Genomic DNA, 13,913 nt, shown 5'->3' with positions numbered 1-13,913 from the left:
CACCATGAGACGGTCGCCGCTGAAGGACGCCAGGCAGTCATGCTTCGTCGGCGGCGGATTGCCGCAGGACACCGTTGAGGGCCGGGTCGGCGATACTGCAGCATGGTGACCGCGGGCGGTGCGCTCAGGCCGGGTGTTGCAGCGATGTCCACGCACGCGCAGGTTATCCCGCCGCCACGCGGGGGTCGGCAGGAGGGGCCGGGCCGAGCGCTGGTTGTGTTCGCGATAGCGGATGCAGACACCGTCGACGCTACGCGCCGGTGGCGTTTCCATCAGTGTTGTCCCCTTCCCACGGCGTGAAGAACGACCGGTAGCACAGCACGAACCAATAGCAGCGGAAATCACACGAATGTGTGAGGCACACCCGGCACTCGCAGCGGCCGATACACAACGTGTTGGCCCCCACGGTGTTCCGCCTGTTCCAAAACGCGGTGCGGCGCCGGACCTCACCGAACGTCGGCCCCGCACGTAAGGATGTGATGTTCATCGCGGGCCCGCCGGCACGCGATTACCGATGTTTTTCGCCGTCCACGAGCATCGCCGGGGACATCTCCGGGACGCCGATAGATGTCCCTGGCGCGCTCCAGTTCGGCAGCCGCGGACTGTGCCGACCCGTGGCCAGCGGAGCCCGGCGGTGTCACGAGGTCGTTGACCGTGCCTGTCCGGGTTGCAGGTCGACGAGGCCGAGGAGGCTGACGAATCGGCCACCCATGCGTCGGTAGGCGGCGGCGTTGGGGTGGATGCCGTCGTGAAGGTCGCCGGTTTCGTCCGGGCCGAGCAACGCTCGACCATCCACATAGGACAACGCTGCGTCGGTAGCTGTGCGGTCCTGGACGATTCCGTGCAGAAGTTCGCGCACCGCGGACATCGTCAGCGCTCCGGTGTCTGTCTCCGTGGCCTCCTGGGGTCGGGGATGTGCGCTCATGATTGGTCCGGGGCGGTTTTCCAGCGGCGGGCACGAGATCGGTGAGATCACCACGATCGGAGTGCTTGGGTGTCCGTCGCGGATCGTGTCGAGAAATCCGTGGACGGCTGGTAGGAAGGTCCGTTGCCGCATGGTTGCATCAGCGACGATGTTGGCACCGATTTTCAGGCTGATCAGGTCGGCCGGCAGGTCCCGGATGGTCCGGGCGACGAACGGGTCGAGCATGGCGTTGCCGGAGAAGCCCAGATCGGTGAGGCGGAGGTTCGCTTTCGCGGCAGCGACGGCAGGCCAGGTGCCGGTAGGGCCGTCGGCCTCGACGCAGTGGCTGATCGAGGATCCGTAGTGGACCCAGCGGGGTGCGATGGATGTGGTAGCCGGATGGATAGGCGCGTCCGCCGCAAGGCTGACGAGGTCGCAGGCGGCCGCCTGCGGCAGCCAGATCTCCACGTCCTTGTCTCCGCGGAGGAGTCCGGTGAAGCGGATCGTTTCGGTCGTACCGGGAACGATGTCGACGTCGCTGCTGCCCCACATGATCCGCAGGACGTCGCCGCCTGCAGCGGTCTGCCGGTGGGTCACCTCGCCGTTCACGACGAGATCCAGCACGGCGGGGAGGGTGCGGCCGCTGGGTAGCTCCACCTGGGTGACGTGCAGGGTCAGTTCGATGACGGTCGCGTCGGTGCGTAGGGCGATCCGGACGCCGGCGGTGGATTGTGCGACGAGGTCGAACAACGCGTCGGGCAGTTGCGGCCTCGTCCAGGCCGGCAGCCGCCGGGGGCGGACGCCGCGGGCGGTCGGTTCGAGGTCCAGAGCGCCGTCGACCCGGAGGAGGTCGCTCGGAAAGGTGGTCTGGTGCAGCATGTGGTTCATCTGTCCTCTCGGACGTCACTGGTCACACGTACTCGTCACAGGTGCTGGTCATGTGTAGCGGATCTGGGGGGCGCCGTACGCGGCGACGTGCAGGTCCGCGGTGTCGAACCCGTCGGGCAGGCCACGGACGTGTATCCGGGCCTGCCCACCGTCGCGAAGGTCGAGGTAGTTGCGGCTGAACACCACGCCGGGACGGGGTGCCAGGACCCTGGTGAGGTAGTTGTAGCCGTGCGAGGTCAGTGTGACCTCGGCGCTGTCCTGCGGGCCCGGGCGCGCGTGGACGTCGATCCAGCCGGATCCCAGTCGAAGTTCCTTCAGCGGGGCGAAGAACAGCCGGTTCGGTTCGATCAGGTCCGCGGCGTCGCTGACGTACGCGTACCGGTCCGGGCCGGGTTCGAACGTCCGGTCGTCCGCGGACCAGACGGGCCGCGACGTGCCCGCCGCAGCGGTGGCCTGCAGTCGTTCGTCGAGGATGGGTACCCCGGTGAAGGTGGTCACCTCGATCCGCAGGTCGAGGTTGACGTCGTGGCGGCCGCTGTTGGTGACCCACAGTTGCAGGCCACCGCCCTCGGGGCGCGTGAAGCTGGCCAGCACCGGGCGGTATGCCCGCTGGGCGAAGTAGAAGCCGGCTTTGGGGATCAGGTCATGGTCGACGATCGACCAGGACAGCCCTGGCCACGGGTCGTTGAACTGCCAGATCAACGTGCCGCTGCAGTGCGGTTGCCGGCGTCGGTAGTGCTCGATGCCGAACTTCAGCCCTTCGGCCTGGCAGGCCATCGAGTAGTCGACGTACTGCTCGAGGTTGGCGGGCAGGCCGGTCTCGACCGACATCAGGTCATCGCCCTTGCGCTTCGGCGTGTCCTTGTTGCGGTGGTTGAACTGGTCGTTGTGCAGGGCCAGCGAGCCCGGCGCTGTCCAACGGCGCAGGGTGCCGAGTTCGGGGGCGGCGTGCAGGCCGAACTCGCTGATGAACCGGCCACGGTCGTGGCGGTACCGGTGAAAATGCACGGCATCGCCGCGGTTGGCGAAGTCGGTGGGCCCGCCGGCGCCGACGTCCATGCCGTGCCACACCTCCCATGCGTGCCGGTCGCCGTCAGCGACCCCGTTGACGCCACGGGGGTCGGAGTCCGCCCACGGGCTCCCCGGCCAGTACGGGACCTCCGGGCTGAAGCGTGCCACGGCGGCCGGGAGCACGTCATGGAAGAACGACCAGCCCCAGTTGCCTGGCTCGAAGGCGCGGTGGACCATCTGATGGATGGCGTGGACCTCGTTGTTGCCGGCCCACAGGGCCAGGCTCGCGCGGTTGCGCAGCCGCTGCACCTGGTGCGCTGCTTCGCGGACGACCTCGGCGTGCAGCACCGGGTCGTCGCTGGGGTAGTCGACACAGGCGAACATGAAGTCCTGCCAGACGAGTATCCCGACGTCGTCGCAGGCACGGTAGAACGCGTCCTGCTCGTAGCTCCCACCGCCCCAGACCCGCAGCATGGTCATGTTGCCGCGACGTGCCGTCCGCACCAGCTCCTCGACCGTGGCGGCGGACACGGAACCGGTCATCATGCTGGCCGGCACCCAGTTGGCGCCGCGGGCGAACAGCGGGACGCCGTTGAGCACGAACCGGAACAGCCGCCCGCCGTCTCCGTCAGGTGCCCGGTCCAGGGCGATGGTCCGCAGCCCGACCCGGTCGTGGATCCGATCCAGCACCGCACCGTCATCGCCGGCGAGCTGAATGGACACGTCGTAGCGCGGCTGCCCGCCGAGGTCGTGCGTCCACCAAAGCGCAGCGTCGGTGATGTCCAGGACAGTGGCGGCGGTGCCGTCATCGACGGTGACGGTGCGGCTGAACCGGCGACCATCGGGCGCGGTGAGGGTGATGGCGGCGTCGAGCCGGCCGCGATGCGCGAACGCGTCGACCTCGACGTCGACCGCGACCTGGGCTGTGGCGGCGACGGTGTCGACAGTTATGGCGCGGACGTGGTGTCCGGCGATGGTGGCACCCCGGTCGCGGTAGAGCTCGACGGGGCGGGTCACTCCGATCGAGGGCAGCCTGGGTGCGAAGTCCCAGCCCCAGGAGAAGGTGGCCTTACGACGCAGGGTGAGGGCGAGGTTCGCCGACAGCACGCCGGCCGGCGGACCGTCGGGATCGGCGGTTCGGTCGGGGGCCAGGGCGGCGAACATGGCCTTCATCTGGGCCACGGTGTTCGTCACCTCGGGCGGCGGCGTGAGACCGGCCAGCGGCGGGGTGAAGCGGATCAGCAGTTCGTTGTGCCGCAGCGCACGTCCGGTGACGTCGAACACGGCGGGCCGGAACTGGGACTCGTGGGTGCCGAGGAGTTCGCCGTTGAGCCACACCGACGCGACCGTGTCGAGCCCGTCGCACACCAGGCGCAGCCGTTCGTCGCCGGCGAGGTCGACCGGTGCGTCGAACTCGGTGCGGTACCACCAGGTGGCGTCCTCGACCCACTTGGCCGCATGCTCGTTGTCGCCGAAGTAGGGATGCCCGATGCGGCCCGCGTCCAGCAGGCTCTCGTGGACCCCGCCCGGCACGCTCGCCGGGATCCAGTCGGGCGCATCGTGCAGCTTGAGCGCGACGGGGGTGGCTGCGTCGGCGGCGGCAAGTTGGAACCGGTCGAGCCGCAGGACCGGACGTGTGCCGGCGGCCGAGTGCGGGATGGCGATGGCGGACACGGAGTTGATCTCCTTCATCGGGTCGGCGGTGGCGTCGGGGCTCAGCGGACGCGGCGGATCTTGAGGATGCACAGGCCGCCGATGACGGCGAGTGCTGCCGTGACGGCGAAGAGGGCGCGGTAGCCGAGTGTCGCCACCAGGGTCGCGGCGACGACGGAGCCAAGCACCAGGGGGGCGGTGTTGGCGAGGCTCAGGAAGCCGAGCTCTTTGGCCTCGCTGCCGGCGTTCGGCAGTACCTCGACCATCAGCGCCTGGTCGACGGACAGGTATGTGCCGTACCCGACACCGGCGATGACGTAGAACGCCACCATGCTCGGTACGGTGGGGCTGATCAGCGCGGGCACGGCCGCCACACCCACCAGCGCCGACGCCGCGACGACCAGTGGTTTGCGCCGGCCGAGACGGTCCGAGAGCAGGCCGGCCGTGAGCGTCGCGGCCAGGGCGCCGAGGCCGAGCAGCCCGGTGCCCAGCGCGATCAGCTCGCCGGCTCGTTCGGTGCTCACCCGGATGAGGTCGGTGAACAGGTACAGCTGGTAGAACACGACGAGGAACAAGGCCAGGATGACGCAGAACCGGCCCGCGAACGCCCACAGGAAGTCCGGGTCTCGGGGCGGAAGCACCGACCGCAGGAGCGTCCTGAGGGCAAGCCGTCCGCGGGGCTGGTCCGTGTTCGACCTTTCCCGCGCCAGGACGAACACCAGCGCCGCCGCGGCGACCATCGTCCACGGCACGATCCTGATCCCGATCGCCGGCGCGCCGATGAACGCCGATGCGACGATGCCACCCACTGCCGATCCGATCAGGTAGCCCGCGCCGCCCAGCGCCGAGGCCCTGCCGAGCGCGGCCCGGGTGACCCGGTCCGGCAGCAGGGCGTGCAGCGCACTGAGCATCGCGTTCAGGCCCGCCTGGTACACGGCGAAGCACACGACCTGCTGCCAGAAGACCGGGGCGAACCCCGCAGCCGCAAGTCCGGCGGCGGACGCGACCGCGCCGGCGAGAATCCAGGGATTGCGCCGGCCGTAGCGGCTGCGTGTCAGGTCCGACAACATACCGCCGACGATCATGCCGATGGCCCCCGCCGCCGCACCGACCGCGCTCATCGTCGCGTACAACGCGACCTTGGACTGGGGGTGTTCCGCGGCAAACAGCGCCTGGAACAGCGTGCCGGCCGCCGCGGACGGCAAAGCCCAGGCCAGGTGGCTCACGAGCAGAAGCGGCCCCAGCCGTCCCAGCCGCGGCCGCCCCGGCGGCGCCACGTCCGCGCCGCGATCCCTCGGGGGTGTCGCCAACAGCGACTGCCCGGTGTCGGAGCCGGCGACGCCTACGCGATCGACCATCACGAACCTCCTGCGCACTGCACAACCTCGGGTGCGGACCACCATAGACCCGAAAACCTAGGAACACTAGGTTTAGGTCGGCGGCGGGACGGGCGAGGCGATAGATTCAACCTTCGTGGGCACCAAGTCACCGCGCGGCCCGTACTCCAAGGGCATCGCACGTCGCGCCGAAATCCTCAGGGTCGCCCTCGACGCCTACGCGGCCTCGGGCCCGCAGGGCCCGTCGTTGAAGTCCATCGCGGCGGCAGCCGGCCTCACCGAGGCCGGCGTGCTGCACTACTTCGACAGCAAGGACGAGCTGCTCGTGGCGATCCTGGCGGCTCGCGACGACGAGTACGCCGCCACCTTCGACCTGACCACGTTGGACGGCGTGTGGGCCGCGCTCGCCCACACCACCAAGACACCCGGCCTGCTCAAGCTGTTCGTCGACATCACCGCGGCCGCGACGAGTCCCGACCACCCCGGCCACGCGTACATGCGGCAACGGGCAGATCGCGTCCTCGCGCTCGTCGCGCGGCTGCTCGGGCCGGGACGCGGCTGGCACGCCCGGGTACTCCTCGCCGCCGCGGAAGGCCTGCAGGTCCAATGGCTGCGCGACCCGTCCACCGACATCGTCGCCGATCTCCGACAGCTCCGCTCGGCGCTGGAACGCGACGCCCAGCTGCCTGCGGAACCCGCGCCCAGACGAGCGTGACCGGCGCTGCCTCCTGGGCCCGTGCGGCCCCAGGAGGCAGGCACGCTCTCCGTACCGACCTCGTGACCGCCATACCTGGTGAGGTGCGGTGGCCACGAGGTCGGCGATCGGGGGGTCAGGAGCGGTCGAGTTCGAGGGCGCAGCGGATGAGGCCGAGGTGGCTGTAGGCCTGCGGGTGGTTGCCCAGGGCGCGCTCCGTGAGTGGGTCGTACTCCTCGGGGATGAGACCGGTCGGGCCGGCACACTCGATGAACTGGGCGAAGAGTTCCTCGGCATCGGCGCGGCGGCCGGTGCGGAGGTACGCCTCAATCATCCAGGTGGTGCAGAGATGGAAACCGCCTTCGGTGCCGGGAAGGCCGTCGTCCCAGCGATAGCGGTAGACGGTGGGGCCTTCACGGAGGTCAGCCTCGACGGCGAGAACGGTGGCGAGAAATCTGGGGTCGTCGTCGGCGAGCAGACCGCTGAGGCCGATCCACAGGACGGAGGCGTCCATCACGTCGGAGCCGTAGGCGACGGTGTAGGCGCCGCGTTCCTTGCTCCAGCCTTTGTCGAGGACATCGTTGGCAATGGTGTCGCGCAGGGACCGCCAGGGCTCAGGGACGGGTCGGTTCTGGCGGTCGAAAAGTTGAATGCCGCGCTCGACGGTCATCCAGCACATGACTTTGGAGTAGACGTGGTGGCGCGGTCGGAGACGGGCTTCCCAGATGCCGTGGTCGGGTTCGTGCCAGCGCCGTTCGACGGCCTCGACCATGGCACTCATAAGGGTGAAGTCGGCATCCGCTGCCGGTCGGAGCCCGGCGAGGGTGGTGATGAGGTCGGCAACGGGACCGAAGACGTCGAGTTGGACTTGGCGATTGGCTGCGTTGCCGACGCGGACGGGGCGGGAACCGGCGTAGCCGGGGAGGGCTTCGATGACGGCTTCGGGGCCGAGTTCGGTGCCGTCGAGGGTGTAGAGGGGGTGGAGGCGTTCAGGATGCCCGTCGGTGTGGCCGGCGACACGGAGGGTCCAGCTCAGAAGAGCTTCGGCTTCTTCCGAGGAGCCGAGGTCGACCAGAGCTTTCGCGGTCATCGCGGAGTCCCGGAGCCAGCAGTAGCGGTAGTCCCAGTTCCGGGAGCCGCCGACCTCTTCGGGGAGTGAGGAGGTCCCGGCCGCAAGGATCGCTCCGGTTGGTCTGTGCCACAGTCCGCGGAGGGTCATCGCGCTGCGTTTGACCAGATCACGAGCGACCGAAGGGAGTTTGAGCGAGTCGGACCACTCCCGCCATTGCGTTTCGGTGGCGACCTGCCGTTCGCCGACGTCGATCTGTGGCGGTTCGATCGAGTCGGAGCCCAGGCGTAGCTCCAGCACCGCGCTACCGCCGGCGACCTTGAGGTCCACGACGGCTCGGGCCGAGTCGCTGTGCCCGTCCGAGGCGATCTCCCAGGCGATGCCGGGTGCGTAGAGCGAGATCGGTTCGTTGCAGCCCAGGACGAGGAGTCCTTCGTCGCCGATAGGCTGCAGGCGGATGCGGACCTGGCCGAAGTCGGGGCGCGGTGCGAAATCGATCCGTGCGCGGGAGCTGCCGGACAGTACACGGATCAGCGAGTTGCCGGTGCGGTGGTGATCGAGCCAGTCCGTGACCGTCAGCCCCGACCAGCGGGTCTCCACGGTCATGGTGCCGGGCCGATACCGCTGACCGAGCGGGATACCACCGCGCTCCGGCTGCACCGTGAAGTGCCCGGCCGCCGTGTCGCCGAGCAGGTCGGCGAAAACGGCACCGGAGTCGGGCTTGGGGTGGCACAGCCAAGTGACCCTGGCCGCCGGAGTGAGCAGCGCGATGGTGTGGGTGTTGGACAGCATGGAGTGCCGTTCGATCGGCACGGCTTGTTCGCCGAAGAGCCATCGTCGGCGGGCGTGCAGAATGAGTTCGAGGACGCCGACGGCATCCTCTGCGTCGTTGATCCTGAACCGGGCCCGGGTTTCGCCAGCGCCGACCTTGATACCGAGGTCTGGGCCGTGCAGGCGGGCGAAGGCCTTCTCGTCGGTGGCGTCGTCGCCGAGGTAGACGACGGCACTGGCCGATGCCTGCATGCGGAGAGCATCGACGGCGAGGCCTTTGTCGGTAGGGACGACGGACAGTTCGATGACCTCGTTGCCGATGGTCACCTCGATGTCGGGCCACAGCCCGGCACCGCCGTGCACGGCGTCGAGGACGCGTTGTGCCACGTCGCGCGGCGCAGCGCGGGTGTGCACGGCCACGCTGGCCGGCTTGACCTCCAGGTGTACCCCGGGCTGACCTTCGGCGATCGCGGCCAGCGCGCTGTGCAGTTCGGCCCGGCGTCGCAGCCGGTCGGCCGGCAGATCGTCGATGAAACCGACGTCGAATTCGGAGCCGTGGCTTCCGACCAGACGCACCTCCGCCGGCAGCCGCGACAAGGTGGCCAGGTCACGCAACGCGCGGCCGCTGATCACACCAACCGTCGTCTGCGGCAGCGACGACAGCGCGCGCACAGCGGCTACCGACTCCGAGGTGGGTGTTGCCCTGGTGGGGTCTGCCACGATCGGCGCGAGCGTGCCGTCGTAGTCACATGCCACCAACAGTTGCGGCACACGCGCGACGCGGAGCACCGCGGCGTGCAGATTCGGGTCGGGCGGGCGAGCGAGGGTCTCGTGTTGCATAGCTGGATGTCCTCTTGATTGCGGTCCCGGTTCATACCATCGGCAGGAACCATCACAACGGAGCGCGCGGCGGCGAGGTTCACACGATGTTGTCGTTGCCCGGACCGGGCCGATTGCGGCATCAATGAGCACTCGCGACATCTGTCCCCTCTGTCGCGTACCCCGTATCTCGTCCCGGATCCAACCGATATCGGTGTAGATGGTTGTTGCGCGAGGGGAATCCGCCCAGCAATCCGGGGTCTCCAACAGCTTGCTCTTGCGTGAGCAGGCGTACTCATTCAAGAGCGTTAGTATCGCCCTGTGAAGCTCGCGGAGTGGGCGCGCTGCAACGGTATGCATGGGCAAACCGCGTGCCGCTGGTTCCGGTAGGAAACCATGTCGGTGCCTGCTCGGCGGCTCCCGTCCGGCATGATCATGGTTGATGTGGTCGACGACGTCCCCCAGGGCAGGTGGTCGTCTACGCCCGGGTATCGTCGGCTGTCGAGGCCGCGCTCGCCGTGCACAGGGTCGGCGGCTGTTGGTTGTCGACCCGGCCGTGGGTGCGGATGCGACCCATCCGGGGCAGCACCACATGCCGGAAGCCGGGGTCGACCCGGATCGCGCCGGTGGTGAACCGGACCGACCGACGGCCGTGCTTCCTCTTGGCGCGGGGCCAACCCATCCGCCGGCCCTTGCGGGATGCGGTGCGTGACGCGTACCAATTGCCCAATGCCGCGGACAGGTTGGCCAGGCCGGTGTTGAACGCCTCCTTGGAACATGCCGCCCACCATGGCGCCACCCACACCTTGATCTCGTTCCAGGTGCGGCGCAGGTCCGGCAGCGACCAGCCCTGCCACGGGGTCAGGTCCGCCTCGGCCACCCCGTAACTGGCCTCCGCGGCGCGCTGCGCCTGCACCGCGCAGACCCGCCGCAGCATGTGGTTGTACGCGAACCGGGCCGCGCCGGTATTGCGGCGCAGCACGAGCACCTGCGCGTCGCTCGGGTCGAGGGCGAATTTGTACGCCTGCATGCTCCGGCCGGCCGGCGGCTCGTAGCGCTTCATGCGTCATCCTCGGCGGCAGCGGCGGCTACGGCACGGCTGGCACGGTTCGCGGCGCCGCGGCGCCCGTACAGCGAGGCCAGGATTTCGGCACCATCACGGACCAGGTCACCGTCCACCCCGGCCGGGTCGACAACCAACAGCCGCCGACCCTGTGCACGGCGAGCGCGGCCTCGACAGCCGACGATACCCGGGCGTAGACGACCACCTGCCCTGGGGGACGTCGTCGACCACATCAACCATGATCATGCCGGACGGGAGCCGCCGAGCAGGCACCGACATGGTTTCCTACCGGAACCAGCGGCACGCGGTTTGCCCATGCATACCGTTGCAGCGCGCCCACTCCGCGAGCTTCACAGGGCGATACTAACGCTCTTGAATGAGTACGCTTGCTCACGCAAGAGCAAGCTGTTGGAGACCCCCGATCGTCGGCCCGCACCCTGAACACGTCAAGCACACACCCCGCGGCGCGGCGCCGGCGACCAATTTCATCGTTTCCATCAGAGCGCAACACCCTGACCTGCACGTTCAACTCCGATAACCGACTATATCGACGCCAGCCTGCGGAACGCAGGTCGTACAGCCGCCGCTCGGTCGGGCCGATGTAGTCGGCCATCAACAGGGTGTGGCTGGTTGATCGCCTCCTCGATCGCGGCCACCGGGCGGCCGAAGTGCCAGCCCTGGGCCATGTCACATCCGATGGCGCGCAGTTCCGCGGCCTGAGCCGCGGTCTCGACGCCCTCAGCGGTGACGGTCATCCCCAGGGTGTGCCCGAGGGCCACCAGGGCGGTCAGGATCGCCCGGTCGGTCGGATCGGTCGGGGCATCGGCCCGAAGGCGACGAACGAATGGGCCGGCCAGTTTGAGCCCATGTACCGGCAACTCGCGCAGGTAGGCTAGGTTGGAGTAGCCGGTGCCGAAGTCGTCAATAGCCAGTCGCAGGCCGAGGTTGGCCAGTTCGCCCAGGGGGGCGGCAGTCTCATCGTCGTTGTCCATGGCCGCGCTTTCGGTGATCTCCAGTTGCAACCGCTCGGGCGGCAACCCGGTGCGGCCGAGTACCCCGGTGATGTCGGCGACCAGGTCGGGGTGGCGGATCTGGCGCACCGCGAGGTTGACGCTGACGAACGGCGCCGGTGCGGCCACGTCAGACCAACTGGCTGCCTGCTCGCAGGCCTGCTCCATTAGTCGTAGACCCAGCGGGATGATCAGGCCGCTGTCCTCGGCCAGGTTGATGAAGTGATCCGGGGCGAGCGTCCCGTCCGGCTCCGGCCGGTGCCAGCGGGCCAGCGCCTCGACGCCGTTTATCCGGCCGTCGGTGAGGTCCACAATCGGCTGGTAGACCAGGCCGAATTCGCCCCGTTCCAGGGCGCCCGGCATCGCGGCGGCCAGCGTGTAGCGGGCGATGTCCCGAGCGTTACGCTTCGGATCGAAGACCCGCCACCGCGCCTTGCCGTCGGCCTTCGCCCAGTGCAGCGTGATGTCGGCGGCGCGCATCAGGTCGCTCGGATCGGTGTCGGCTACGGTGCGTTCGACCACGCCGACGCTCGCCGACATGGCCAGGTCGCGGCACTCGATCCGGAACGGCTCACAGAGCAGGGCCATCACCCGGTCGGCGACCTTGATTGCGTCCTCGACGCAGTTGGTGTCTTCCACCAGTACCACGAACTCGTCACCGCCGAGGCGGGCCACCAGGTGCCCGAACTCGGCAGCGAACCGTGCCAGCCGGGCGCCGGCGGCGGCCAGTAGTTGATCGCCGATGTAGTGCCCCAGGCTGTCGTTGACCGCTTTGAAGGCGTCCAAGTCGACGAAGCACACACCCAACCGGGCGTCCGGCCCGGACTCAGCGAAGATCAAGCTGAGTCTTTCAGTGAACTTTGCGCGGTTGGGCAGCCCGGTCAATGGATCGTGCAGAGCGGCGTGCCGGAAGCGCGCTTCGCTCTCACGTAGCGCCTGTTCAGCCTGCTCCCGAGTGATCAGCGCGGCGCACCGTATGGCCTCCTGCTCGTCAAGTGTCCGGTCGTGCAGCATCCAGGAGTAGCCGGCGGCGAGGCTACCGATTAGAGCCGCGAGCCGGTGGCGGGCGTCGGCACCGGTGATATTGAGGTCGGTCAGCAGGCGGCTGTCGATCACCTCGATGGTGCGACCGAGCGCCTCGGGGGCGGCGAAATCCGCGGCGACCAGCTCCGTGCCAATGTCGTATCCGGGGGTCGCGGTGAACGGCTCGACGGTGAGTGCCGCGCTGAGCCGCTCGGCCAGCCGATACAGGAACTGGTGCCGCGCTGCCCGGGTCATTGGTACGTAGCTCGTGCCGGCCAGTGCCTTTGCCCAGGCTCGGGTGAATCCGGCCAGTCCGTCCTCGGGGGTCATACGATGCGACCCATTCCGGCGTATGCGGCAGAGCGCTCCGGGTGGTCATCGAGGTCGTCGGGATGCTCCGGACGCCATAGCGGTGTCCATACCAGCCCAGGCTCGACCAGCTCGGATCCGGCCAACAGCCGCAGTACGTCGGTACGGCTGCGCGACACGAACGGTGTCGGGGTCCGCTGGAAAAGCTCCAGCGAGTGCCGTACCGCCTCGTCAGATATTCTGTCCGCGGTGCCATGGGAAATCGTCAGGTAGCTGCCGGGCGCGAGAGCGTCAACGAACCTGGCGAGGATGCCGGCCGGATCATCGTGGTCCGGGACGAAATGCAGCACGGCCAGCAGTAGCAACCCGATGGGCTTGCGGAAATCGAGGAGACCGGTCACGTCGGGGTGGGCCAGGATCTGCTCCGGCCGGCGGAGATCCTCCTGGATCGCCACCGCCCGATCATTGCCGGACAGGATGTGCCGGCTGTGCGCCACGGCGACCGGATCCACGTCGACGTAGACCACCCGGGCATCCGGCGCCGCATTCTGCGCCACCTCGTGGACGTTCCCCAGCGTTGGAATGCCCGATCCGATGTCCAGGAACTGGCGGATCCCGGCCCCGACCAGGTAATTGACCGCTCGGTGTAGGAACGCGCGGTTGGCCTGCATGATCAGCGCGGTGTCCGGTACCACCGCGGTGACCTGGCGGGCCAGCTCCCGGTCGACGGCGAAATTGTGGCTGCCACCCAGCCAGTAGTCATAGACTCGTGCCGCGCTCGGCCGGTCGATGTCGATGCCTCCGGATGCCCATTCCGGCCGGTCCATCGTGCGCGCCGACCGGGTCTGAACCTTCTCGATGGCGGCGGGCGTCTGGATCGCACCGGTTGAATTCGCGCCGCGGTCCGAGCCCTCTCGGTCAGGCTCGGCGATCTTCGGACTGGTCAAGTACGTCCCCCAAAAGCTATGACCTACGACCGGCAGTAGCCAGGCCGCTACAACTATGACGTGCCGAACGGCGACGGAGTTCACCGTTCGCTGTGGCGGATGTACGGCTTGTCCGCCCCGGCCGACGACGGTTGCCCTGGGCGGATAGGTCGCGGCGCCGCTGCGGCGAACCCGCTCCCATCTGCCGGAGGCGGTCGCACCCGTGTGCCGTGCACGAACTCGACCCCGAATGGGACCCGCCGGCGCGATCCCTGGACCGCGTCAGCAACCTCGACCACATCCTGCGCCGCCTGACGCAGCTGACCGGTGTCGTCGCGCACCTCGCCGCCGTGATCACCACAAGGTGCAGGAGTCTCACCGAGGAGATCAACACGATCGCGGCGCAGATCGAAGACCTGGCCGAGAAACTCGCACC

Annotated in this window: 8 protein-coding genes and 1 pseudogene; 2 read left to right on the top strand and 7 right to left on the bottom strand. The window is 68.7% G+C overall.

Annotation, left to right across the window (positions count from 1 at the left end; genetic code table 11):
* Positions 1–637: 637 nt before the first annotated feature.
* The 3 genes from ABD901_RS54080 to ABD901_RS54070 are packed head-to-tail and all read right to left on the bottom strand — an operon-like array spanning position 638 to position 5,814.
* Positions 638–1,792, bottom strand: a complete 1,155-nt coding sequence (locus ABD901_RS54080) for a GDSL-type esterase/lipase family protein (RefSeq protein WP_345142986.1) — start codon at positions 1,790–1,792, stop codon at positions 638–640.
* 48 nt (positions 1,793–1,840) lie between these two features.
* Positions 1,841–4,549 (bottom strand): beta-mannosidase, encoded by a 2,709-nt coding sequence (locus tag ABD901_RS54075; protein WP_345142983.1) that lies wholly within the window; start codon positions 4,547–4,549, stop codon positions 1,841–1,843.
* Entirely contained in the window at positions 4,519–5,814 is a 1,296-nt protein-coding gene (locus ABD901_RS54070; RefSeq protein ID WP_345142981.1) for an MFS transporter, read from the bottom strand. The genes ABD901_RS54075 and ABD901_RS54070 overlap by 31 nt, the downstream gene beginning before the upstream one ends.
* A gap of 115 nt (positions 5,815–5,929) precedes the next feature.
* On the opposite strand from ABD901_RS54070, the gene ABD901_RS54065 reads away from it, so the two are divergent.
* On the top strand, positions 5,930–6,508 hold the full coding sequence (locus tag ABD901_RS54065; RefSeq protein ID WP_345142979.1) for a TetR/AcrR family transcriptional regulator: 579 nt from the start codon (positions 5,930–5,932) through the stop codon (positions 6,506–6,508).
* A gap of 115 nt (positions 6,509–6,623) precedes the next feature.
* Here ABD901_RS54065 and otsB read toward each other — a convergent pair whose 3' ends face one another.
* The 4 genes from otsB to ABD901_RS54040 all read right to left on the bottom strand — a co-directional run bounded on the left by otsB (position 6,624) and on the right by ABD901_RS54040 (position 13,378).
* Positions 6,624–9,167, bottom strand: coding sequence for a trehalose-phosphatase (gene otsB, locus ABD901_RS54060; RefSeq protein ID WP_345142976.1), 2,544 nt, complete (start codon positions 9,165–9,167; stop codon positions 6,624–6,626).
* Between the two features lie 457 nt (positions 9,168–9,624).
* The gene (locus ABD901_RS54055) at positions 9,625–10,209 is read right to left on the bottom strand and encodes a helix-turn-helix domain-containing protein (protein WP_345142973.1); all 585 of its coding nucleotides are present in this window, start codon (positions 10,207–10,209) and stop codon (positions 9,625–9,627) included.
* A 542-nt stretch (positions 10,210–10,751) separates the two neighbouring features.
* Positions 10,752–12,572: a putative bifunctional diguanylate cyclase/phosphodiesterase gene (locus ABD901_RS54045; RefSeq protein ID WP_345142970.1), complete on the bottom strand. Its 1,821-nt coding sequence runs from the start codon at positions 12,570–12,572 to the stop codon at positions 10,752–10,754.
* On the bottom strand, positions 12,569–13,378 hold the full coding sequence (locus tag ABD901_RS54040; RefSeq protein WP_345143050.1) for an SAM-dependent methyltransferase: 810 nt from the start codon (positions 13,376–13,378) through the stop codon (positions 12,569–12,571). The genes ABD901_RS54045 and ABD901_RS54040 overlap by 4 nt, the downstream gene beginning before the upstream one ends.
* 329 nt (positions 13,379–13,707) lie before the next feature.
* Between ABD901_RS54040 and ABD901_RS54035 the strand changes: the two are divergent.
* Positions 13,708–13,913, top strand: a pseudogene (locus ABD901_RS54035) (IS110 family transposase); the annotation flags it as partial.

Source organism: Dactylosporangium darangshiense, assembly GCF_039537565.1.
GTDB classification, from domain to species: Bacteria; Actinomycetota; Actinomycetes; order Mycobacteriales; family Micromonosporaceae; genus Dactylosporangium; species Dactylosporangium darangshiense.
This window is presented reverse-complemented; position numbering and strand designations above follow the sequence as displayed.

Bases quoted from the DNA above. Each gene is read 5' to 3' on its own strand.
- ABD901_RS54080 (WP_345142986.1), bottom strand. From the start codon at position 1,792: ATGAACCACATGCTGCACCAGACCACCTTTCCGAGCGACCTCCTCCGG.
- ABD901_RS54070 (WP_345142981.1), bottom strand. From the start codon at position 5,814: ATGGTCGATCGCGTAGGCGTCGCCGGCTCCGACACCGGGCAGTCGCTG.
- ABD901_RS54040 (WP_345143050.1), bottom strand. From the start codon at position 13,378: ATGGACCGGCCGGAATGGGCATCCGGAGGCATCGACATCGACCGGCCG.
- ABD901_RS54055 (WP_345142973.1), bottom strand. From the start codon at position 10,209: ATGAAGCGCTACGAGCCGCCGGCCGGCCGGAGCATGCAGGCGTACAAA.
- ABD901_RS54045 (WP_345142970.1), bottom strand. From the start codon at position 12,572: ATGACCCCCGAGGACGGACTGGCCGGATTCACCCGAGCCTGGGCAAAG.
- otsB (WP_345142976.1), bottom strand. From the start codon at position 9,167: ATGCAACACGAGACCCTCGCTCGCCCGCCCGACCCGAATCTGCACGCC.